This window comes from Streptomyces sp. NPDC060366 (genome assembly GCF_042725135.1).
Taxonomy (GTDB): Bacteria; Actinomycetota; Actinomycetes; order Streptomycetales; family Streptomycetaceae; genus Streptomyces.
In genome coordinates this window covers 285954-306731 of the sequence record NZ_JBHXDC010000005.1, presented here as the reverse complement: position 1 = coordinate 306731, position 20778 = coordinate 285954, and the positions used below count along the sequence as shown (strand labels likewise).

At 71.0% G+C, this 20778-nt stretch carries 17 protein-coding genes; 11 read left to right on the top strand and 6 right to left on the bottom strand.

Going from position 1 to position 20778, the window contains the following annotated elements:
• Positions 1-11: 11 nt before the first annotated feature.
• The 4 genes from ACFWHU_RS16190 to ACFWHU_RS16175 all read right to left on the bottom strand — a co-directional run bounded on the left by ACFWHU_RS16190 (position 12) and on the right by ACFWHU_RS16175 (position 3972).
• On the bottom strand, positions 12-830 hold the full coding sequence (locus ACFWHU_RS16190) for a PrsW family intramembrane metalloprotease (protein WP_387225313.1): 819 nt from the start codon (positions 828-830) through the stop codon (positions 12-14).
• Between the two features lie 179 nt (positions 831-1009).
• Positions 1010-1795 carry an SAM-dependent methyltransferase gene (locus tag ACFWHU_RS16185; protein WP_385798739.1) on the bottom strand — a complete coding sequence of 262 codons (786 nt, stop codon included), beginning with the start codon at positions 1793-1795 and terminating at the stop codon, positions 1010-1012.
• A 189-nt stretch (positions 1796-1984) separates the two neighbouring features.
• A complete protein-coding gene (locus ACFWHU_RS16180; protein WP_387225312.1) occupies positions 1985-3055 on the bottom strand; it encodes a hypothetical protein in 1071 nt (356 codons plus the stop codon).
• Positions 3056-3144: 89 nt separating this feature from the next.
• Positions 3145-3972 (bottom strand): aldo/keto reductase, encoded by an 828-nt coding sequence (locus tag ACFWHU_RS16175; RefSeq protein WP_387225311.1) that lies wholly within the window; start codon positions 3970-3972, stop codon positions 3145-3147.
• A 228-nt stretch (positions 3973-4200) separates the two neighbouring features.
• On the opposite strand from ACFWHU_RS16175, the gene ACFWHU_RS16170 reads away from it, so the two are divergent.
• Together ACFWHU_RS16170 and ACFWHU_RS16165 are read left to right on the top strand one after the other, a co-directional pair.
• Positions 4201-5457 (top strand): glycosyltransferase family 4 protein, encoded by a 1257-nt coding sequence (locus ACFWHU_RS16170; RefSeq protein WP_385798745.1) that lies wholly within the window; start codon positions 4201-4203, stop codon positions 5455-5457.
• On the top strand, positions 5454-6338 hold the full coding sequence (locus ACFWHU_RS16165; protein ID WP_385798747.1) for a hypothetical protein: 885 nt from the start codon (positions 5454-5456) through the stop codon (positions 6336-6338). Before ACFWHU_RS16170 ends, ACFWHU_RS16165 begins: the two co-directional genes overlap by 4 nt.
• A gap of 80 nt (positions 6339-6418) precedes the next feature.
• Here ACFWHU_RS16165 and pgm read toward each other — a convergent pair whose 3' ends face one another.
• Together pgm and ACFWHU_RS16155 are read right to left on the bottom strand one after the other, a co-directional pair.
• The gene (gene pgm, locus ACFWHU_RS16160; protein ID WP_387225310.1) at positions 6419-8065 is read right to left on the bottom strand and encodes a phosphoglucomutase (alpha-D-glucose-1,6-bisphosphate-dependent); all 1647 of its coding nucleotides are present in this window, start codon (positions 8063-8065) and stop codon (positions 6419-6421) included.
• A gap of 34 nt (positions 8066-8099) precedes the next feature.
• A complete protein-coding gene (locus tag ACFWHU_RS16155) occupies positions 8100-8714 on the bottom strand; it encodes a TetR/AcrR family transcriptional regulator (protein WP_385798751.1) in 615 nt (204 codons plus the stop codon).
• Positions 8715-8816: 102 nt separating this feature from the next.
• On the opposite strand from ACFWHU_RS16155, the gene ACFWHU_RS16150 reads away from it, so the two are divergent.
• The 9 genes from ACFWHU_RS16150 to clpB all read left to right on the top strand — a co-directional run bounded on the left by ACFWHU_RS16150 (position 8817) and on the right by clpB (position 20765).
• Complete coding sequence (locus ACFWHU_RS16150; RefSeq protein WP_387225309.1) at positions 8817-9311, top strand: FBP domain-containing protein; 495 nt, start codon at positions 8817-8819, stop codon at positions 9309-9311.
• A 105-nt stretch (positions 9312-9416) separates the two neighbouring features.
• Positions 9417-10757: a PP2C family protein-serine/threonine phosphatase gene (locus ACFWHU_RS16145; protein WP_385798755.1), complete on the top strand. Its 1341-nt coding sequence runs from the start codon at positions 9417-9419 to the stop codon at positions 10755-10757.
• Positions 10758-10964: 207 nt separating this feature from the next.
• Positions 10965-11714, top strand: coding sequence for an HAD family hydrolase (locus ACFWHU_RS16140; RefSeq protein WP_387225308.1), 750 nt, complete (start codon positions 10965-10967; stop codon positions 11712-11714).
• On the top strand, positions 11711-14065 hold the full coding sequence (locus tag ACFWHU_RS16135; protein WP_385798759.1) for a glycoside hydrolase family 65 protein: 2355 nt from the start codon (positions 11711-11713) through the stop codon (positions 14063-14065). Before ACFWHU_RS16140 ends, ACFWHU_RS16135 begins: the two co-directional genes overlap by 4 nt.
• Positions 14066-14312: 247 nt before the next feature.
• Complete coding sequence (gene dnaK / locus ACFWHU_RS16130; protein ID WP_387225307.1) at positions 14313-16220, top strand: molecular chaperone DnaK; 1908 nt, start codon at positions 14313-14315, stop codon at positions 16218-16220.
• 10 nt (positions 16221-16230) lie between these two features.
• Positions 16231-16806: a nucleotide exchange factor GrpE gene (locus tag ACFWHU_RS16125; RefSeq protein ID WP_387225306.1), complete on the top strand. Its 576-nt coding sequence runs from the start codon at positions 16231-16233 to the stop codon at positions 16804-16806.
• 7 nt (positions 16807-16813) lie between these two features.
• Positions 16814-17809, top strand: a complete 996-nt coding sequence (locus tag ACFWHU_RS16120) for a DnaJ C-terminal domain-containing protein (protein ID WP_387225305.1) — start codon at positions 16814-16816, stop codon at positions 17807-17809.
• Positions 17806-18135, top strand: a complete 330-nt coding sequence (locus tag ACFWHU_RS16115; RefSeq protein WP_387225304.1) for a chaperone modulator CbpM — start codon at positions 17806-17808, stop codon at positions 18133-18135. The genes ACFWHU_RS16120 and ACFWHU_RS16115 overlap by 4 nt, the downstream gene beginning before the upstream one ends.
• Positions 18126-20765 carry an ATP-dependent chaperone ClpB gene (gene clpB, locus ACFWHU_RS16110; RefSeq protein WP_387225303.1) on the top strand — a complete coding sequence of 880 codons (2640 nt, stop codon included), beginning with the start codon at positions 18126-18128 and terminating at the stop codon, positions 20763-20765. Before ACFWHU_RS16115 ends, clpB begins: the two co-directional genes overlap by 10 nt.
• Positions 20766-20778: the final 13 nt, after the last annotated feature.

Sequence of the window (20778 nt, the reverse complement as noted above, 5' to 3'; positions counted from 1 at the left end):
TTAGCGTCCCCTCACGGGCGTCGTACGCGCCCCGACGGACTGTCGCGCCCCGACGGGCCGTCCCAGGTCAGGGTGTTGCTCCGGTGGAGCTCGACGAGGAGCCAGCTGAGCGAGACCGCCGCCAGGAGGAAGTACGTGACGCGTCCGGTGACGCCGTCCCACAGCGCGTGCAGGGCGACCGCGAACACGAAGGTGACCATCAGCCGTACGGTGGCCGCCAGCGACCACCGCGCCGCCACGGCCGCCCACAGCGCTCCGCAGATGAGGCCGGTCCACGCCATGTGGGCGGCGGGTGAGGTCAGTCCGCGCAGGAACAGGGTCTCCTCGACGTCCCCGATGTTCCCCTGGGACGCCAGCAGCGCCGTGAAGGCGTACCCCATCGTCTCCAGCGCGGCGAACCCCATACCCGCCGCGACCCCGATGAGCAGCCCGTCCCCGACGTGCACGGTGCCGCGTCGCCACTGCCACACCAGGATCAGTACCGGGACGATGAGCTTGCACGACTCCTCGATCAGGCCGATGCCGATCAGGGACGACGTGCCCAGGCCGCGGAGCGTTTCGAACTCCAGCCGCCCGGCGGTCACGATCCCGACCACGCCGCCGAACAGCGCCGCGATCGCGAGTACGAAGGGCCCGATCCGCCACTCACCCGTACGACCGGCGACGAAGGTCAGAAAGGCGAGAGGGACGACGACCGCGCCCAACAGGATCATGGACGGTACGTAGTTGATGTTGCCGGTGTCGATGAGGGTGCTCTGTACGAGGAAGTAGAGCCCGAGCCCAATGGCCAGAACGGGCAGCCATGCCCACTTGCGCATGGTCGTCGGCATTCCACAGCACCTCGTTCTCGCTCGACGGCAGTGAAGCCACCGCAGCGTAAGCCGCACCGGGCCGTACGAGGACGCAGCGACCCGGCCGCGTCGCAGCGGCGCCGGATGACCGCGAGAGGCCGTCGGCGGTACCGGTGCCGAGCACCCGTCGGGCGTCGGCACCGGTCACGAGTCGCCTGTTACGGGATGCGGGCCACGCCCGCGTAGATGCCGCTCATCTCCGCGGTGGGGGCGTCCGTGTCCTTGAACCACGCGGGCGCCGTGACCAGTCCGGGGTCGACCAGTTCGAGACCGTCGAAGAAGCGGCCGACCCCGGCGTGGGTACGGAATCCCAGCCTGATCCCGCCCTTCGCGTACTCGGCGACGACCTTGTCCGACAGCTCCGGCACGAGGTCGGACGCGGCGTGCGACAGGACGAGATAGCTGCCCGACGGCAGCACGTCCACCAGGCTGGAGACGATGTCGTACGGGGCCTGGTCGTCCGGGACGAAGTGCATGAGCGCGATGAGGGACAGCGCGATCGGCCGGTCGAAGTCCAGGGTGGCGCGGGCGTGTCGCAGTATTTCCTGCGGCTTGCGCACATCGGCCTGGATGTAGTCGGTCGAGCCCGCGGGCGTGCTGACGAGCAGGGCCTCGGCGTGCCGCAGGACGATGGGATCGTTGTCGGCGTAGACGATCCGCGCGGTCGGCATGGACGCCTGGACGATCTGGTGGAGATTGGGCTCGGTGGGGATGCCGGTGCCGATGTCGAGGAACTGCGTGACACCGGCGCCGGACAGCCAGGCGGCGGCGCGGTGCATGAACGCCCGGTTCTGGCGGGCGCCGTCCTTGGACTCGGGCGGCAGTCTCTCGCCCACCAGACGGTCGACCTCGTAGTGGTCCTTGCCGCCGAGCAGCCAGTCGTAGACCCGCGCCGGGTGCGGCTTGCTGGTGTCCACCTGAGGTTTGGGCGTCCCTGCCGTCATACGAAGCTCCGATGCGTGCGTGGCGAGCGACGGGAGGCGACACGGCGTGTTCGGACGTCGTGGCCGGGATCCCCGGACGTCACCGGCCGTCCGGGGAAGTCTGCCACAGCGGCGGCGAGTTGATCACTCCGCGGTGACCGGCCCGGCGGTCGCCGGCGCCGGGCGAGCGACCACCTGACCCGGCGTCACTCACGCCATCGACAGACCCAGCCCGTAGTACGTGACGCGGTACTCGCCCACGTCCCCGGCCTCGGTACCGATCAGCAGGTCCTCGGGAGACGCCACGCCCATCGCGCGCGCGGCCGCCACGATCGTCTCGGCCAGCGCCTGGCCGGAGGGCTCGCCCGGACCGCCCGCGTCGATGCGCAGACGCGGGTGCCTGGCGTCCGGCCAGGGGCGGCCGGTCGTCGGGTACTCGGCCGCCGTGCCCCAGCCCAGCGACGCCGGGTCGACCTCCTCGTCCGCGAAGGAGGCGATCATCAGCCGGTCCCCGCAGTCGATGTCGAACAGGATCGGTGCGCCCTTCCCCTCGATACGGCCGTAGATCGGCATCCACATCGGGGTCCGGAGCGCGGTCGTCTCCGCCGGCAGCGTGGTCAGGAAGGCGGCGAGCGCCCTGGTCACCGTCTCCCAGCTGTGGGCCCGCCAGCCGCCGGGGAAGGTCAGGCCCCCGTTCGACGGGTCGGACCGGAAGCCGAAGAAGCCGGTTATCCCGTGCTCCTCGCCGTTCCCCTGGCGTACGAACCAGCTCTCCGCCGGATCGGTGGGCTGAAGGACCAGCTCGGGCCCCGTCTGCCCCGCGCGTAGTTCGAGCGTGTCCGTCTCACCGCGCCAGCGAAGGTACGGGGAGCCCCAACTCGCCACGGTGCCGAGGAACGGCGCGAGCCTGCCGTACACACCCATGATCGACGGCTGGCCGAGCGCCCCCGTCAGCTCGTCCTTGGCCAGCCGGAAAGCCTCCGCCTGGGAGGCGGCGTCCGGCGCGGTGTGCCGTACGGGGACGGCCAGTTCGACGTACGCCTCGCCGCTCACGTGGCGCTCCTCGTACTTCCCGACCGGGCGCAGCCGCGCGTCACCGGTGGAGCGTCCGGTGGCCACGGTGGGGCCGTCGCTCCAGCCCCAGCCGAGCCGGACGACCAGTGCCCGTGTGGCGTCCCGCGTCCAGCCGCCGGTGTCCGACGCGCGGAGGCGGACCGCCAGGGCCGCGAGGGTCTCGTCCGTTGCGCTCTGTGTTGGTGCGCTGCCCCGTTGTTCGGTCATGCGACAGATCTTGCCGTATACGCGGACCGATCTCCGCCCATGGTTGCGGAGTTGGAACATCGGTCACGGACCGGGCAGGGGGCCGGGCGTCAGCCGTTCATGAGGTCGGGGTCGGGGCCGGTGCGCTCGTTCCGGTTCAGGGCCGAGATCTCGGCGATGTCGGCCTCGCCCAGCTCGAAGTCGAACAGGGCGAAGTTCTCCTCGACGCGCTTGCGGGTCACGGACTTCGGGAAGACGATGTCGCCGCGCTGGATGTGCCAGCGGAGCGTGACCTGCGCGGGCGTCCGGCCGGCCTCGTTCGCGATACGGGTGATGATCGGGTCGTCCAGCACCCTGCCCTTGGCGATGGGGGACCAGGACTCGGTGGCGATGCCGTGCTCGGTGTCGAACGCCCTGACCTCGTCCTGGGTCAGATACGGATGCACCTCGACCTGGTTGACGGCGGGAACGACCACGGAGCCGGCCAGGAGGCGGCGCAGGTGGTTCGGCTGGAAGTTGGAGACACCGATGGCCCGCACCCGACCGGACCGGTAGATCTCCTCCAGCGCCTTCCAGGTCTCCACGAAGTCACCGACGTCGGGCAGCGGCCAGTGGATCAGGAAGAGATCGAGATGCTCCAGCCCGAGGTCCTCGAGGCTCTGGTCGAACGCGGCGTGCGCGGCGTCGGGCGCGTGGAAGGGGTTGTTCAGCTTGCTGGTGACGAAGATGTCGTCCCGGTTGAGCCCGCAGTCGCGGACCGCCTGGCCGACCTCCTTCTCGTTGCCGTACATCTGCGCTGTGTCGATGTGCCGGTAGCCGATCTCCAGCGCGGTCAGCGTCGCCTCCCGGGTGTCGGCCGGCGGGATCTGGAAGGTGCCGAAGCCGAGCTGGGGGATGTCCACGCCGTTGTTCAGCGTGATGTCGGGTACCGAGGTCATGGTGGCTCCTTTTCGTGCTGCCTCGACAGCAGCGAGGGGTCGGTCCACAGGGCCGCCTTCCCGATCGTATTGCCGGTAAAACAGCCTAATGCGGCAAATGCTCCAGCGGCCCGGAGTGCGGTCCGCGTCCGACGGCGCGTCAGCCGGCCGGGTTACGGCAGGGCGCCTTTCTTCTTACCAAGGGGTAACGCGAGCAACCTTCATCGAGCGCGACCCGTCATGCACGGCATGAAGATCTCATTTCTAATACACAACGCGTATGGGATAGGAGGGACGATCACCACCACGTTCAACTTGGCCCGCGCGCTGGCCGATCGGCACGATGTGGAGATCATCTCGGCTCTCCGGCACCGGGAGCGGCCGAACCTCACACCCGACCCGCGCGTGCGGCTGCGGCCCCTGGTGGATCTGCGGCACGAGAAGAACGACCCGCGGCATCTGACACCGGCGAAGATCTTCCCCTCGTCCGAGTACCGCTACCGGCAGTACAGCGCGCTCACCGACGAGCGCATCGGCGAGGCGCTGGCGTCGCTCGACGCCGACGTCGTCGTGGGCACCCGCCCCGGCCTCAACGTGCACCTGGCCCTCCAGGCCCCCGAGCGGACGGTGCGCGTCGGACAGGAACACCTCACGCTCAACAACCACCCGCCGCGCCTGCGCAACGCGCTGCGCCGGGTCTACCCGCGCCTGGACGCGATCACACCCGTGACGGAGGCCGACGCCGCCGCCTACCGGCGCAAGATGCGGCTGCCGGGCGTACGCGTGCAGGCGCTGCCCAACAGCGTCCCGGCCCCGACCCTCCCGCCGGCCGACGGCCGCGAGCGCGTCGTGATGGCCGCCGGACGGCTGGTGCCGGTGAAGCGGTTCGACCTGCTGATCGAGGCCTTCGCCGCGGTCGCCGCCGAGCGCCCCGACTGGCAACTGCGCATCTACGGCAAGGGCGAGGAGCAGGAGCGGCTGCGCGGGCTCATCGACCGGCTCGGCCTCTACAACAACGTTTTCCTGATGGGCGCCGTGACCCCGATGGAAGCCGAGTGGGTCAAGGGCTCGATCGGGGCGGCGACGTCCAACTTCGAGCCGTTCGGCATGACCATCGTCGAGGCGATGCGCTGCGGACTGCCCGTCGTGAGCACCGACTGCGAGTACGGCCCCGGCGAGATCATCACCCCCGGTGAGGACGGCCGGCTGGTCCCCGTCGGTGACCGGGACGCGCTGGCCGGCGCCCTGCTGGACCTCGTACGCGACGACGAACTGCGCCGCCGGATGGGGCGCACCGCGCTGGAGAACTCCCGTCGCTACGCCCCCGCCCCCGTCGTGGCCCAGGCCGAGCGGCTGTTCGAGGAACTGCTCGCGGCCCGCAACGAAGGCCGGCCACCGGCGCGCGGAACGGACCACGCCCTGGTGAGCGGCGGTTACGCGGCCAGGGACACCGCGCTCGTCGCGGCGAGCAGCGTTGTACGGACCGTACGGAAGGCTCGGCGATGAGCGGCGACAACGGCGGTACGAGCGGACCCGTGGAGAAGCCCCGCGCGGACACGGCCGTGGACGGCGAGGGGCGGTTCGTCGTACATGTGACGCTGCCGCTGCCCGCCTCCGCGCGGCCCCGGCTGCTGCTCCAACTGCGCCCGCCGAAGGGGCAGTCGAAGGAGCAGGCGGATCGGTGGGCGGAGGAGAGCGGCCGTGTCGTCGCGCTGGAGCCCGCGGGTCAGGACCGGTGGCGGGCCGTCCTGGAGGCGGCACCCGCCCTTGAGGAGGGCCGCTGGGACGCGTACGTCCTGGGCGCGCCGGGGGAGGAGCGCGTACCGCTGCTGCCCGGCCTGCGCGATCTGCGCGTGCTGGTGTCCGGTGCCGGCGACGGCCCGAGGACGCCGCTGGCGGTCCGGATCCCGTACGCCACCAAGGACGGCCGTCTCGCCGTACGGGCCTGGCTGCGGGCCACGCACGCGGAGGCCGGCCGCATCGACTTCTCGGGCGGCTCGATGACCGTGAGCGCGCGGCTGTTCGGCGCCCGGCTGGGGGAGGGCGCCGCGGTGTCGCTGCACCGACGTGGCCCGGACGGCGCCGAACGACGGATCGCGCTCCGGCCCGAGGGGGACCGGGACTTCGCGTTCACCGTCGACTACCGGGATCTCCTGGCGGACGGCGGACAGGCCGGGGCGGGTGCGGCGCCGGCGGTCTGGGACGTGTACGTCCGACCGGCCGCCGACGTGGCGCGGATCCGGGTGGCCCGGCTGCTGGACGACGTCGCGGACCGCAAGGCGGTCTTCGTCTACCCGGCCGCCGCACTCGGCGGGGTGACGGCGCGTCCGTACTACACGGTCGACAACGACCTCGCGGTGGAGGTCACCCCGACGACCGGTGGATGAACACGGCCGCGCGGCAGAGGTGTTGGCGCGCCGTCAGGACGCGGAGAAATTCGTCGCCCCCGCCCCTGGACGGCGGCGCGTCAGCCTGCGGCGCGCAGCGCCGTGGACACCAGGGTCTTGGCCTCCTCCTGCACCTCGGCGAGGTGTTCCGGGCCGCGGAAGCTCTCCGCGTACACCTTGTACACGTCCTCGGTGCCCGACGGACGCGCCGCGAACCAGGCGCTGTCCGTGCACACCTTCAGACCGCCGATCGCCGCGCCGTTGCCCGGCGCCTCGGTGAGGACGGCGGTGATGGGCTCGCCCGCCAGGGTGTCGGCGGTGACCTGGTCGGCCGACAGCTTCGCGAGGACCGCCTTCTCCTGCCGGGTCGCGGGGGCGTCCACGCGGGCGTAGGCCGGGTCGCCGAAACGGTCGGTGAGCGCCGCGTAGTGCTGCGACGGGGTGGAGCCCGTGACCGCGGTGATCTCGGAGGCCAGCAGGGCGAGCAGGATGCCGTCCTTGTCGGTCGTCCACACGCTCCCGTCACGACGCAGGAAGGACGCGCCGGCGCTTTCCTCGCCGCCGAAGCCCAGACTCCCGTCGTACAGACCGTCGACGAACCACTTGAATCCCACGGGCACTTCGACGAGCGTCCGGCCGAGGTCGGCGGCGACCCGGTCGATCATCGAGGAGGAGACCAGGGTCTTGCCGATCCCGGTACCGGCCGGCCACCCGTCGCGGTGCGCGTAGAGGTACTGGATGGCGACGGCCAGATAGTGGTTGGGATTCATCAGACCGCCGTCCGGCGTGACGATTCCGTGCCGGTCGGCGTCGGCGTCGTTGCCGGTGGCGATGGTGTATTCGTCGCGCCGCGCGATCAGCGAGGCCATGGCGTGCGGCGACGAGCAGTCCATCCGGATCTTGCCGTCCCAGTCCAGCGTCATGAACCGCCAGGTCGGGTCGGCGAGCGGGTTCACCACCGTGAGGTCGAGCCGGTGCCGTTCGGCGATACGGCCCCAGTACCCGACGGACGCGCCCCCGAGCGGGTCCGCGCCGATCCGGATCCCGGCCGCGCGGACCGCGTCCAGGTCCAGGACCGACGGCAGGTCCTCGACGTACCGGCCCAGGAAGTCGTGGCGCCCGGTGGTGTCGGCGGTCAGCGCCCGCGCGTACGGGATCCGGCGGACCTCCTTGAGACCCGCCTCGATCAGCGCGTTCGCGCGGTCCTGGATCCAGGAGGTGGCGTCCGATCCGGCCGGACCGCCGTTGGGCGGGTTGTACTTGAAGCCGCCGTCGGCAGGCGGGTTGTGCGACGGCGTGACGACGATGCCGTCGGCGAGGCCCGTGGTGCGGCCCCGGTTGTACGTCAGGATCGCGTGCGACACGGCGGGGGTGGGCGTGTAGCCGTCCTCGGAGTCGATCAGGACGGTGGCGCCGTTGGCGGCCAGCACCTCCAGCGCGGTGACCCGGGCGGGCTCGGACAGGGCGTGCGTGTCGGCGCCCAGGAACAGCGGCCCGTCGGTCCCCTGACGGGTCCGGTAGTCGCAGATGGCCTGGGTGGTGGCGGCGATGTGGTCCTCGTTGAACGCCGCCACGAGGGCGGAGCCGCGGTGGCCCGACGTACCGAAGGTGACCCGCTGCGCGGGCTCGGCCGGATCCGGGTGCAGCGCGTAATAGGCCGTCACCAGCCGCGCCACGTCCACCAGATCTCCGGGCTGCGCCGGCTGCCCGGCCCTCGCGTGCACCATCGGCGAACTCCAAATCGTGTCGGTCGACCGGGCCCTACGTAACCCTATGAGGTGAGGCCGCGCCAGTGGGCGCCGCGGTGGCCGCGCGCGGCCAGTGCTCCAGCAGGACATGGAGGGCTTCGACGGTCCGTTCCCAGGACGCCTGGACGTCACGGTCGGCCGCGAATCCGCCGTTGGCCTCCAGCGTGCTGAAGCCGTGGAAGGTGCTGCGCAGCAGCCGTACGGCATCGGTCAGGTCCGGCTCCGCCAGGCCGTACGCCCGGAGCATTCCGTACGTCAGCTCGACGGTGCGAAGAAACGCCGGGGGAGGGGGCGTCGGCACCGGATCGATCCGCAGCTGGGTGGCCGCGTACAGACCGGGGCGTTCCAGCGCGAACGCCCGGTAGGCGTCGGCGAACGCGGTGAGCGAGTCCCTGCCGGCCCGGCCCGCCACCGCGGCGCCGATGCGCTCGGCGAACTCGTCCACGGCCACCAGCGCGATCCTGGTCCGCAGGTCCGCCGCGTTCTTGAGGTGGGCGTAGAGGCTCGCGTCCTTCACGCCGAAGCGGCGGGCGAGCGCGGCCACCGTGACGTTCTCGAAGCCCACCTCGTCCGCCAGCTCGGCCGCCGCCTCGGTCAGCCGCTCGGCCGTCAGTCCCGCGCGCGCCATGGGCGCCATCTCCTGTGCCCGACCTCGTTCGACATGGCTCCAGCATACCTAGGAGAAATAATTGTTTGCCTAATACGATTAGGCACTGTTAGCTTCGGAACCATGAAAGCCGTGACCGAGCAGGACATCCGTACGTCGTTCGTCAATTGCTCCAAGGGGGAGGCGGCGCGACTTCCGCTGCCGCGCGACCTCGACCAGCGGCCCTGGGGCGATCTGGACTTCCTGGGCTGGCTCGATCTCTCGGCGCCCGACCGCGGCTATCTCGTCGCCGAAAGAGAAGGCGCACTCGTCGGCGTGACGCTGCGCTATCCCGCGCGTCGCCGCGGTTATCTGCATCGCAGCATGTGCTCCCTCTGTCTGACCACGCATCCGGGCGGCGGTGTGTCGCTGATGACAGCGCGGAAACGCGGCAAGGCGGGCCGGGAGGGGAATTCGATCGGGCTGTACATGTGCACCGATCTCGCGTGCTCCCTGTATCTGCGCGGAAAGAAAGCCGCGGCGCCCGGCAGTCGTATGGAGGAGAGCCTGACCGTGGAGCAGCAGATCGAGCGCACCCGGGCGAATCTCCACGCCTTCCTCGACCAGCTCGGTTCCTGAAGAGGACGATTCGCTCCGGAGGGATACGCTCGGGCGCGTCCGGACGTCGAAAGCGCACCTCGCAGGGGTGGAGCGCGGCGTCGTACGCAGAGGAGGAAGCCCGACGTGACCACTTCGACGCCCGGGGACGCCTCCTTCGACGTGGACCGCGCCCTTCAGGACGCCCTGGACCGGCTGACCATCGTGGCCAACGCGTCCGAGGCGCTGTCCAGCACGCTCGACCTGGAACAGGGGCTGCGCCGGCTGTGCAGGGTGCTGGTCCCCGCACTGGCCGACTGGTGCGCGATCGACCTGGTCGAGAACGAGGGGCAGTTGCGCCGCGCGGTGGTGGAGCACCGGGAGCCGGATGTGCTGCCCTCCGGATTTCTGGAGGCGCTGCTCCCGCGGGCCGACGAATCCTCCGAGGCCCCGCTGGCGCGGGCCCTGCGGGGAGCCGGGCCCCTGCGTCTCGCGGACTTCCCCGCCCCGGACGAGGGTGCCGACGCCCTGCACCGCGTCGAGCTGCGGACCTTCGAGCAACTGGGCGCGCACCGCGCCGTACTGGTCCCCCTGCGCGCCCGCCACCAGGTGCTCGGCGTGCTGACCCTGGTGCGCACCGACCCGGACGGACTCGACGACGACGACCGGCTGCCGCTGATCGAGGACCTGGCCCACCGCATCGCCATGGCCGTGGACAGCGCGCGCCTGCACGGTCAGATCGCCCACACGGCCGAACGGCTCCAGCGTTCCTTGCTGCCCGATCTGCCCCACGGCGGCCCGCTGGAGATCGCGGCACGGTACGACCCCGCGCGGGCGAGCGCGGAAGTGGGCGGCGACTGGTACGACGCGTTCCAGCTCCCCGACGGTGCCCTCAGCCTGATCATCGGCGACGTCACCGGCCACGACCTCAGGGCCGCGGTCGCCATGAGCCAGATGCGCAACATGCTGCGGGGCATCGCCTGCGACCGCAAGGAACCGCCGGGCAAGATCCTCGCCCGGCTGGACGCCGCGAACGAGATCCTCTATCCGGGACAGACCCTCACCTGTCTGTACGGCCTGCTCGCCAAGCCCGAACCGGACAGCCCCTGGGTCTTCGAGTACGCCGTGGCCGGGCACCCCGCCCCGCTGCTGATCACCCGCGACGGCGACACCCGCTTCCTGGAGGGCGGCCGGAGCATACTGCTCGGCGTGGTGCCCGAAACGATCCGCCCCGACGCCACCGAACCCCTGCCGCCGGGCTCGACGGTCCTGCTGTACACCGACGGGCTGATCGAGCGCCGCAGCGAGACCTTCGACGACGGCATGACACGGCTGCGCCGACACGCGGCCGCGCTGGCCCGCGCCCCGCTGGAGACCTTCTGCGACGAACTCGTCGTGGCCCTCGGTGACGCCGGTACGGACGACATCGCGATGATCGCGGTACGCATCCCGCCCGGCATCGAGCCGTACACCGCCACCGCCGAATGAGCGAAGGGCCGTCGGCCCGCCGAGGGATTTCCCCGTGATTCCCGCAAGGCTCCCGCCCGGATTCCTTCCGGATTCCCGCAGGGGTTTTCCAGGTTTTCCCGCGCCGGACGGAGACGGCGCGCGGTGAATGTTCCCGAGGACCGGTCCGGCCGACCGCCCTACGATTGCCGGGAAAGCAGCTCCCTTCCACGCCAGAAGGTGCACCGCATGACGAAACTCGGCCTCCCGGACGGAATCCAGGCCTGTCTGTTCGACCTCGACGGTGTCATCACCAAGACGGCCGTCGTCCACGCGGCCGCCTGGAAGGAGACATTCGACGAGTTCCTGCGAGAGCGCGGTGACGGGGAATTCCGCCCGTTCGACGCCGTCGCCGACTACAACCGGTACGTCGACGGCCTTCCCCGCGCCGACGGCGTACGCACCTTCCTCGCCTCGCGCGGCATCGAACTGCCCGAAGGCGCGCCCGACGACCCGCCCGACCGGGCCACCGTCCAGGGACTGGGCAACCGCAAGAACGACCGGCTGCTGAAGAGGATCAAGGCCGGCGGCGTCGACGCGTACGACGGTTCGCTGCGCTACATCAAGGCCGTCCGGGCGGCCGGGCTGCGTACCGCCGTGGTCTCCTCCAGCACCAACTGCCGCGACATCCTCAGGGCGATCGACGCCGAGGCCCTCTTCGACACCCGTGTCGACGGGGTCGTCGCGGCGGAGCGCGGACTGCCCGGCAAACCCGACCCCGCGCCCTTCCTCGCGGCGGCGGGCGACCTCGGCGTCGAGGCGTCGGCCGCCGCCGTGTTCGAGGACGCGCTGGCGGGCATGGAGGCGGGCCGGGCCGGACACTTCGGGTACGTCGTGGGCGTCGACCGGGTGGGCCAGGCCGACGCCCTGCGGTCCCACGGCGCGGACACGGTCGTCACCGATCTGGCCGACCTCGCCGACCGGGAGCCCCGCGCATGATCACCGACTCGATGTACGCGGTGGAGCCCTGGTCGCTCCGGGAGACGGAACTCAACCTCGACGTGCTCCCGCAGAGCGAGTCGGTCTTCGCCCTCTCCAACGGCCATATCGGTTGGCGCGGCAACCTGGACGAGGGCGAACCGCACGGTCTGCCCGGCTCCTACCTCAACGGCGTCCACGAACTGCATCCCCTGCCGTACGCCGAGGCCGGCTACGGCTACCCCGAGTCCGGCCAGACCGTCATCAACGTCACCAACGGCAAGATCATCCGCCTGCTGGTCGACGACGAGCCCTTCGACCTGCGCTACGGGCACCTGCGCTCCCACGAGCGGGTGCTCGACCTGCGCACCGGCCTGCTGCACCGCACCTGCGAGTGGACCTCACCGGCGGGCAGCACCGTACGGGTGCGCTCCACCCGCCTCGTGTCCTTCACCCAGCGCGCGGTCGCCGCCGTCTCCTACCGGGTCGAGGCGGTCGACACCGAGGTGCGCATCGTGATCCAGTCCGAGCTGGTGGCCAACGAGCAACTGCCCGGCGCGGCGGCCGATCCCCGCGCCGCCGTCGCGCTGGAGTCACCGCTGGAGGCGGAGGAGACCTTCGCCTCCGGAAACCGGCTGCGGCTGGTGCACCGCACACGCCACAGCGGTCTGCGCGTCGGCGCCGCGGCCGACCACGTAGTGTCCGGACCCGAGCCGACCACGACGGAGTGCGAGTCCGACGACGACATCGCCCGGCTCACCGTCACCTCCGTCCTGGCCCCGGGCAAGACCCTGCGCCTCGACAAGATCGTCGCGTACGGCTGGTCCAGCACCCGGTCGCTGCCCGCCGTCTCCGACCAGGTGGACGCCGCTCTCGCCGGTGCCGCGAGCATCGGCTGGAAGGGACTCGCCGACGAACAGCGCACCTACCTCGACGACTTCTGGCAGTGCGCCGACGTACAGGTGGACGGTGACGAGAAGATCCAGCAGGCCGTACGCTTCGCCCTCTTCCACGTACTCCAGGCCGGCGCCCGCGCCGAGCAACGGGGCATCCCCGCCAAGGGGTTGACCGGCTCCGGCTACGACGGGCACGCCTTCTGGGACACCGAGGCGTTCGTCCTGCCGCTGCTCACCTACACCTCACCCGACGCGGTGTCACAGGCGCTGCGCTGGCGCCAGAGCACCCTGTCGGCCGCGCGTGAGCGCGCCGAGCAACTCGGGCTGCGGGGAGCCGCGTTCCCCTGGCGGACCATCGACGGCTCGGAGTGCTCGGCGTACTGGCCGGCCGGCGCGGCGGCCTTCCATGTGAACGCCGGGATCGCCGACGCGGCCCTGGGCTATCTGTCCGCCACGCACGACGAGGAGTTCGAGCGTGACTGCGCCGTCGAACTGCTGGTGGAGACGGCGCGGCTGTGGAGGTCGCTCGGACACCACGACCACCACGGCGCCTTCCACATCGACGGTGTCACCGGCCCCGACGAGTACAGCGCCGTCGTGGACGACAACACGTACACGAATCTGATGGCCCGGACGAATCTGACGGCGGCGGCGGACATCGTGGAGCGCAACGCCGACGTCGCGGCCCGGCTCGGTGTGGACGACGAGGAGAGCGCGACATGGCGCGACGCGGCCGACGCCATGAACATCCCCTACAACAGTGAGCTGCGGGTCCATGAGCAGGACGCCGGATTCACCCGGCACCAGGTGTGGGACTTCGAGAACACCCGGCCCGACCAGTACCCGCTCCTGCTCCACTTCCCGTACTTCGACATCTACCGCAAGCAGGTCGTCAAACAGGCCGACCTGGTCCTGGCGATGGTCAAGTGCAGCTCGTACTTCGACGCCGATCACAAGGCGCGCAACTTCGCCTACTACGAACCCCTCACCGTCCGCGACTCCTCCCTGTCGGCCTGCTGCCAGGCGGTCATGGCCGCGGAGACGGGACATCTGCGCCTGGCCTACGACTATCTGACCGAGGCCGCGCTGATGGACCTGGAGGATCTGGAGCACAACACGCGGGACGGTCTCCACATCGCCTCGCTCGCGGGCGCCTGGATGGTGCTGGTGGTCGGCTTCGGCGGGATGAGGCACGGCTGGGACAGGCTGGATTTCTCGCCGAGGCTGCCGGAGGAGATCAGCCGGCTCGCGTTCACGATGCAGTTCCAGGGCCGCCACCTCCGTGTGGAGATCACCCCGACGACCGCCACGTACACCCTCCCGACCGGTGCCCCGCTGCGGATCCACCACTACGGCGACGCCCTCACCGTCCACGGCGGAGTCGCCGAGGCCCGCGCCATCCCCGCCGTCGTGACTCCGCCCACCCCGGAGTACCCGCCGGGGCGCCCGCCCAACGCGGCCCGGTACCGCCGCTGACCTCACACGACGCGCACCACGGCTCGCACCTTTCGCATGCCATGGCAAATGATGTGAAACTGGACGGCAGTGAGTGGCATGCGCCGGCCACCGGGCGCACGACCCGCGGGGCGAGGAAGAAGACGAGGCCCTGACGCTCAACGGCCTCGTCGACGCGGAGCGGTTCACCGGGCCCGGCCCCGCCGTCGCGGCGGGCCGAATGTCTGCGGCCGAGCGCCTGGGAGCGGCAGTTCTGAGGAGTTCTTCCATGGCCAAGGCAGTAGGAATCGATCTCGGTACCACCAACTCGGTGATCGCCGCGTGGGAGGGCGGCGAGGCGAGAGTGCTCCCCAACGCGGAGGGCACCCGCACCACACCCTCCGTGGTCGGATACACCGACTCGGGGGAGCGCCTGATCGGGCAACTCGCCCGGCGCCAGGCGATCCTCAATCCGAAGGGCACCATCTACTCGGCCAAGCGTTTCATAGGCCGCCACTACGACGAGATATCCGACGAGGCCAAGGCCGTCGCGTACGACGTGGTCGAGGGCGACGGCGGCGTCGCCCGTATCGACGTACGGGGAAAGCTGTACGCCCCCGAGGAGATCAGCGCGCTCGTGCTGCGCAAACTCGCCGACGACGCGGGGAAGTCCATGGGCGAACGGGTCACCGAAGCCGTCATCACCGTGCCCGCCTACTTCAACGACGCGCAGCGCACCGCCACCAAGGACGCCGGCCGGATCGCCGGCCTCGAAGTGCTCCGCATCATCAACGAGCCGACGGCCGCCGCGCTCGCGTACGGGATGGACAAGAAGCAGCACGAGACCGTGCTCGTCTTCGACCTCGGCGGCGGCACCTTCGACGTGAGCGTCCTCGACGTCGGGGACGGGGTGGTCGAGGTGCGTTCCACCGCCGGTGACAGCCACCTCGGCGGCGACGACTTCGACCGCCGTCTCGTGGATCACCTCGCCGACACCTTCCAGCGGGAGAACGGCATCGACCTGCGACAGGACCCGCAGGCTCTGCAACGGCTCTTCGAAGCCGCCGAGAAGGCCAAGACCGAACTCAGCTCGGTCAGCCAGACGCAGGTCAGCCTGCCCTTCGTCACCGCGGACGCCTCCGGCCCCAAGCATCTGACCGAGACGGTCATGCGGTCCACGTTCGAGCAGATCACCGCCGATCTCGTGGAGCGCTGTCTGGACCCCGTCCAGCAGGCGCTCGCCGACGCCAAGGTGAGCGACCAGGACATCGACGAGGTCATCCTGGTCGGCGGCTCCACCCGTATCCCCGCCGTACAGGCACTGGTCCGCCGGCTCACCGGCGGCAAGGACCCCAACATGAGCGTCAACCCCGACGAGGTCGTGGCGCTCGGCGCCGCGATCCAGGCGGGTGTCCTCAAGGGTGAGGTCAAGGACGTCCTGCTGCTCGACGTCACACCGCTCTCCCTCGGCGTCGAGACGCGCGGCGGCGTCATGACGAAGATCATCGAGCGGAACACCACGATCCCCGTCCGCCGCTCCGAAACGTTCTCCACCGCCGAGGACAACCAGCCGGCCGTGGACGTCGTGGTGGTGCAGGGCGAACGTGAACGGGCCGCGGACAACCGGGTGCTGGGCCGCTTCCAGCTCACCGACATCCGCCCCGCGCCCCGTGGCGAACCACAGATCGACGTCACCTTCGACATCGACGCCAACGGCATCCTCGACGTCACCGCGAAGGACAAGGCGACCGGCAGGGAACAGTCCATCACCATCAGCGAGGGCTCCAACCTCGACCCCTCCGAGGTCGAGCGGATGGTCGGCGAGGCCGAGAGCAACCGTGGCGAGGACCAGGCACTGCGCGAGGCCGTCGACGCGCGCAACGAACTCGACACCGTGGCCTACCAGGTGGAGCGGACCCTCACCGAACTCGGCGACTCCGCGCCCGAACACGAGAAGGCCCGCGCGGAGATGCTGGTCACCGACGCCCGCCAGGCCGTCAAGGACGAGTCGGATCCGGCCAGGGCCAGGTCGCTGACCTCCGAACTCCAGCAGGTGTACGCGGCGCTGGCCGCCCGCCGGGCCGGACCTGCGCCGGGCACGGGTGACGGAGGCGGACAGGAGCGCGGGACCGAGGAGGACTCGCGATCCCGCGACGCCGACGACGACGTCATCGACGCCGAATTCGACAAGAGCTGAAGCCGCCGCCATGACCAACTCCCCGGAACCGGTGGACGAACCGCCGTCCGCGGGCGGTACGCCGAACGAGCCCGGATCACCCGGCTCCTCCGGCCCGTCCACCGAAGCCACCGAGTCCCCCACGCCCGAGCCGGCCACGCCCGAGTCCGCCGAGCCGTCCGAGTCCTCGGAACTGCGGGACCGCTGGCGACGCGCCCTCGCCGACCTGGACAACCTCCGTAAACGCCATACGAAGGAGCTGCCACGGGAACGCGAGGCGGAACGCGCCCGCGTCTGCACCGAATGGCTGCCCGTGCTGGACAACCTCGAACTCGCCCTGACCCACGCCGAGTCCGGCTCCGACTCCGTCGTCCAGGGGGTCAAGGCCGTACGCGACCAGGCCGTCGACGTCCTCCACCGCCTCGGCTACCCCAGGGACGACGAGACCGGCGTCCCCTTCGACCCGGCCAGACACGAGGTCGTCAGTGTCGTGGACGATCCCGGCACCGAGCCGGGCACGGTCGTGAAGTGCCTGCGCCCCGGCTACGGCACCCCCGGCCACCAACTGCGCCCGATGGCCGCCGTCGTCAGCAAGCGGCAGGAGTGACGAGCCCATGGCAGTCGACCTCTACGAGGCCCTCGGCGTGCCGCGCACCGCGACCACCGAGGAGATCCAGCAGGCGTACCGCGCCCGCGCCCGGAAGTACCACCCGGACATCAACAGGGATCCCGGCGCCGAGGAACGCTTCAAGGAACTCAACGAGGCGTACAGCGTGCTTTCCGACCCGAAGACCCGCGCGCGCTACGACCGGTTCGGCGCCGACTTCCGCCAGATACCGGAGGATTACGACGCATACGACGCATACGGCGAACGCGTGGCGGCCGGAGCGGGCGCGGGCGGCGGCGGATGGCCCGGCGGCCGGACGGGCCCCGGCGGCGGGGGACGGGTGCGTCACGTCCGGGGGCACGGCGACGGCGGCGATCCCTTCGGCGGCTCCGAAGGCCCCGGCGGCATCGACTTCGAAGACCTCTTCGGCGGGATGTTCGGTGCCCGGGGGGCCCGAAGCCGGGTGCCCGGCGCCGACCAGGAGGCCGAACTGACCCTCACCGTCGAGGAGGCGTACCGCGGCGGCCACCGCACCGTCACCCTCGGCGGGCCCGACGGACAGCGGACGTACGACGTCAACATCCCGCGCGGCGTCACCGACGGGCAGCGGATCCGCCTCGCCGGACAGGGCGGCCGGGGCAGCGGCGACGCACCCGCGGGCGACCTCTATCTGAGGGTGCGCCTCGCACCCCACGACACCTTCCGCGTCCAGGGCCGCGACCTCTCCGTCCAACTGCCCCTCACCCCCTGGGAAGCCGCGCTCGGCGCGACCCTTCCCGTCCCCACACCACAGGGCACCGCCAAGGTCACCGTCCCGGCCGGTTCCTCCAGCGGACGCCGGCTCCGGCTGCGCGGCCAGGGCCTGCCCAACCCGCGCGGACCGGACGGCGACCTCTACGCCGAACTGCGGATCACGGTGCCGCCGCACCCCACCGACCGCGAGCGCGACCTCTTCGAACAGCTCGCCGGAGCCTCCGACTTCGACCCGAGGAGGACACCGTGACCACCCCACGGCGCACCGTCTACGCGCTGGTGCCGCTCCCCGGCCTCTCCCTGGAAACCGTCGCCCGCCGCTCGGGGCTGCACCCCGACGTCGTCCGCAAGTTCGTCGCCCTCGGACTGCTGGACGCCCGCCGGGAGGCGTCCGGCCGGCTCCGGTTCGCCCAGAGCGCCCCGCTCGACCTCGCCCGTCTGGAACGGCTCAGGGTCGGCCTCTGCCTCAACTACGCCTCGCTCGGAGTGGTGGTCGACCTCCTCGACCGCATCACCCGCCTCGAAACCGCGCTGCGCCGCAGCGGTACCGGGAGTGATCAGCAGACATGGACATGAACCGGCTCACCCAGAAGTCCCAGGAAGCCCTCCAGGACGCCCAGACCGTGGCCCTGCGGCTCGGGCAGAACGAGACCGACGGCGACCATCTGCTGCTGGCGCTCCTGGACCAGCGCGACGGACTCGTACCCCGTCTGCTGGACCAGGCGGGCGCCGACACCGCCGCGCTGCGCACCGACGTGGAGGCCGAACTCTCCCGCAGGCCCCGGACCACCGGCCCCGGAACGACCCCCGGCCAGGTCTTCGTCACCCAGCGCCTCAGCCGGCTGCTGGACGCAGCCGAACAGGAGGCGCACCGCCTGAAGGACGAGTACGTCTCCGTCGAACACCTCGTGCTCGCCCTCGTCGACGAGGGCTCCGCCACCCCCGCCGGCCGCCTCCTCAAGCAGCACGGCGTCACCACGGACGCCTTCCTGGCCGCGCTCACCCGGGTCCGCGGCAACCAGCGCGTCACCTCCGCGACTCCCGAAGGGGCCTACGAGGCCCTGGAGAAGTACGGCCGTGACCTGGTCGGCGAGGCGCGCGCGGGCACACTCGACCCGGTGATCGGCCGCGATGCCGAGATCCGCCGCGTCACCCAGATCCTCAGCCGTAAACGGAAGAACAACCCGGTCCTCATCGGGGACCCCGGCGTCGGCAAGACGGCCGTCGTGGAAGGGCTCGCCCAGCGCATCCTGCGCGGAGACGTCCCCGAAGGACTGCGCGACAAGACCGTCTTCTCCCTCGACATGGGGTCCCTGGTCGCCGGCGCCAAATACCGCGGTGAGTTCGAGGAACGCCTCAAGGCCGTACTGAACGAGGTCAAGGCCGCCGCCGGGCGCATCCTGCTCTTCGTGGACGAGCTCCACACCGTGGTCGGCGCCGGAGGCGGCCCCGAGGGGGCGATGGACGCGGGCAACATGCTCAAGCCCATGCTCGCCCGCGGCGAACTCCACATGATCGGCGCCACCACCCTGGACGAGTACCGCCGGCACATCGAGTCCGACGGCGCCCTCGAACGGCGCTTCCAGCAGGTGCTGGTGGACGAACCGAGCGTCGAGGACACCGTCTCCATCCTCCGCGGGCTGCGCGAGCGGCTGGAGGTCTTCCACGGCGTACGGATCCAGGACACCGCCCTGGTGGCGGCGGCCACCCTCAGCCACCGCTACATCTCCGACCGCTTCCTCCCGGACAAGGCCATCGACCTCGTGGACGAGGCCTGTGCCCGGCTGCGTACCGAGATCGACTCCATGCCCGCCGAACTGGACGAGATCACCCGCCGGGTCACCCGCCTGGAGATCGAGGAGGCCGCGCTCTCCAAGGAGCCGGACCCCGCCAGCCAGGTCCGGCTCGACGAACTGCGCCGCGAACTCGCCGATCTGCGCGGCGAGGCCGATGCCGCACAGGCGCAGTGGGAAGCCGAGCGCCAGGCGATCCGCCGGGTCCAGGACCTGCGCCAGGAGCTCGAACAGGCGCGGCGCGAGGCGGCGGAGGCCGAACGGAACTACGACCTCGACCGGGCCGCCGAACTGCGCTACGGCAGGACCGTCGACCTGGAACGCCGGCTCACCGCCGAGGAGGAACAACTCGCCGTCAAACAGGGCGAGTCCAGCCTGCTCCGGGAAGTGGTCACCGAGGACGAGATCGCCGAGATCGTGGCCGCCTGGACCGGCATTCCCGTGGCACGGCTCCAGGAGGGCGAGCGCGAGAAGCTGCTGCGCCTGGACGAGATACTCCAGGAGCGCGTCATCGGACAGGACGAGGCCGTCCGGCTGGTCGCCGACGCCATCATCCGGGCCCGCTCCGGTATCCGCGACCCGCGCAGGCCCATCGGGTCGTTCATCTTCCTGGGGCCGACCGGAGTGGGAAAGACCGAACTCGCCAAGACTCTCGCCGCGGCCCTCTTCGACTCCGAGGAGAACATGGTCCGCCTCGACATGAGCGAGTACCAGGAGCGGCACACGGTCAGCCGGCTCGTCGGCGCGCCTCCCGGCTACGTCGGGTACGAGGAGGGCGGCCAGCTCACCGAGGCCGTGCGCCGCAAGCCGTACTCCGTCGTCCTGTTCGACGAGATCGAGAAGGCGCACGCCGACGTCTTCAACACCCTGCTCCAGATCCTGGACGACGGCCGTATCACCGACGCCCAGGGCCGCACGGTCGACTTCCGCAACACGGTGATCATCATGACGTCCAACATCGGGTCGTCCCACCTGCTCGACGGCGCCACCGCCGACGGCGAGATCAGGCCCGACGCGCGCGAACTGGTGACGGCCGAGCTGCGCGGCCACTTCCGCCCCGAATTCCTCAACCGGGTCGACGACATCGTGCTCTTCAAGCCGCTCGGCCTCGACCAGATCGAGCGCATCGTGGAGCTCCAGTTCAACGAACTGCGCGAGCGTCTGGCCGAACGCCGCATCGGCGTCGACCTCACCCCGCACGCCCGCGAACTCATCGCCCACCAGGGCTTCGACCCCGTCTACGGCGCCAGGCCGCTGCGCCGCTACATCTCCCACGAGGTCGAGACCCTCATCGGCCGGGCGCTGCTGCGCGGGGACGTCGAGGACGGCGAGACGATCCTGGTCGACGCCCAGAACGGCGAACTGGTTGTGACGTTCGCGGGGAGCCGGCCGCGCGAGACCGCGGGCGTCTGAACGGCGGAGCCGC

Coding starts and splice junctions, on each gene's coding strand:
- ACFWHU_RS16150 (WP_387225309.1), top strand. CDS start 8,817: ATGAAAGCCGTGACCGAGCAGGACATCCGTACGTCGTTCGTCAATTGC.
- ACFWHU_RS16120 (WP_387225305.1), top strand. CDS start 16,814: ATGGCAGTCGACCTCTACGAGGCCCTCGGCGTGCCGCGCACCGCGACC.
- ACFWHU_RS16175 (WP_387225311.1), bottom strand. CDS start 3,972: ATGACCTCGGTACCCGACATCACGCTGAACAACGGCGTGGACATCCCC.
- ACFWHU_RS16185 (WP_385798739.1), bottom strand. CDS start 1,795: ATGACGGCAGGGACGCCCAAACCTCAGGTGGACACCAGCAAGCCGCAC.
- ACFWHU_RS16140 (WP_387225308.1), top strand. CDS start 10,965: ATGACGAAACTCGGCCTCCCGGACGGAATCCAGGCCTGTCTGTTCGAC.
- pgm (WP_387225310.1), bottom strand. CDS start 8,065: ATGGTGCACGCGAGGGCCGGGCAGCCGGCGCAGCCCGGAGATCTGGTG.
- ACFWHU_RS16170 (WP_385798745.1), top strand. CDS start 4,201: ATGAAGATCTCATTTCTAATACACAACGCGTATGGGATAGGAGGGACG.
- ACFWHU_RS16165 (WP_385798747.1), top strand. CDS start 5,454: ATGAGCGGCGACAACGGCGGTACGAGCGGACCCGTGGAGAAGCCCCGC.
- ACFWHU_RS16135 (WP_385798759.1), top strand. CDS start 11,711: ATGATCACCGACTCGATGTACGCGGTGGAGCCCTGGTCGCTCCGGGAG.
- ACFWHU_RS16190 (WP_387225313.1), bottom strand. CDS start 830: ATGCCGACGACCATGCGCAAGTGGGCATGGCTGCCCGTTCTGGCCATT.
- ACFWHU_RS16180 (WP_387225312.1), bottom strand. CDS start 3,055: ATGACCGAACAACGGGGCAGCGCACCAACACAGAGCGCAACGGACGAG.
- ACFWHU_RS16155 (WP_385798751.1), bottom strand. CDS start 8,714: ATGGCGCGCGCGGGACTGACGGCCGAGCGGCTGACCGAGGCGGCGGCC.
- clpB (WP_387225303.1), top strand. CDS start 18,126: ATGGACATGAACCGGCTCACCCAGAAGTCCCAGGAAGCCCTCCAGGAC.
- dnaK (WP_387225307.1), top strand. CDS start 14,313: ATGGCCAAGGCAGTAGGAATCGATCTCGGTACCACCAACTCGGTGATC.
- ACFWHU_RS16125 (WP_387225306.1), top strand. CDS start 16,231: ATGACCAACTCCCCGGAACCGGTGGACGAACCGCCGTCCGCGGGCGGT.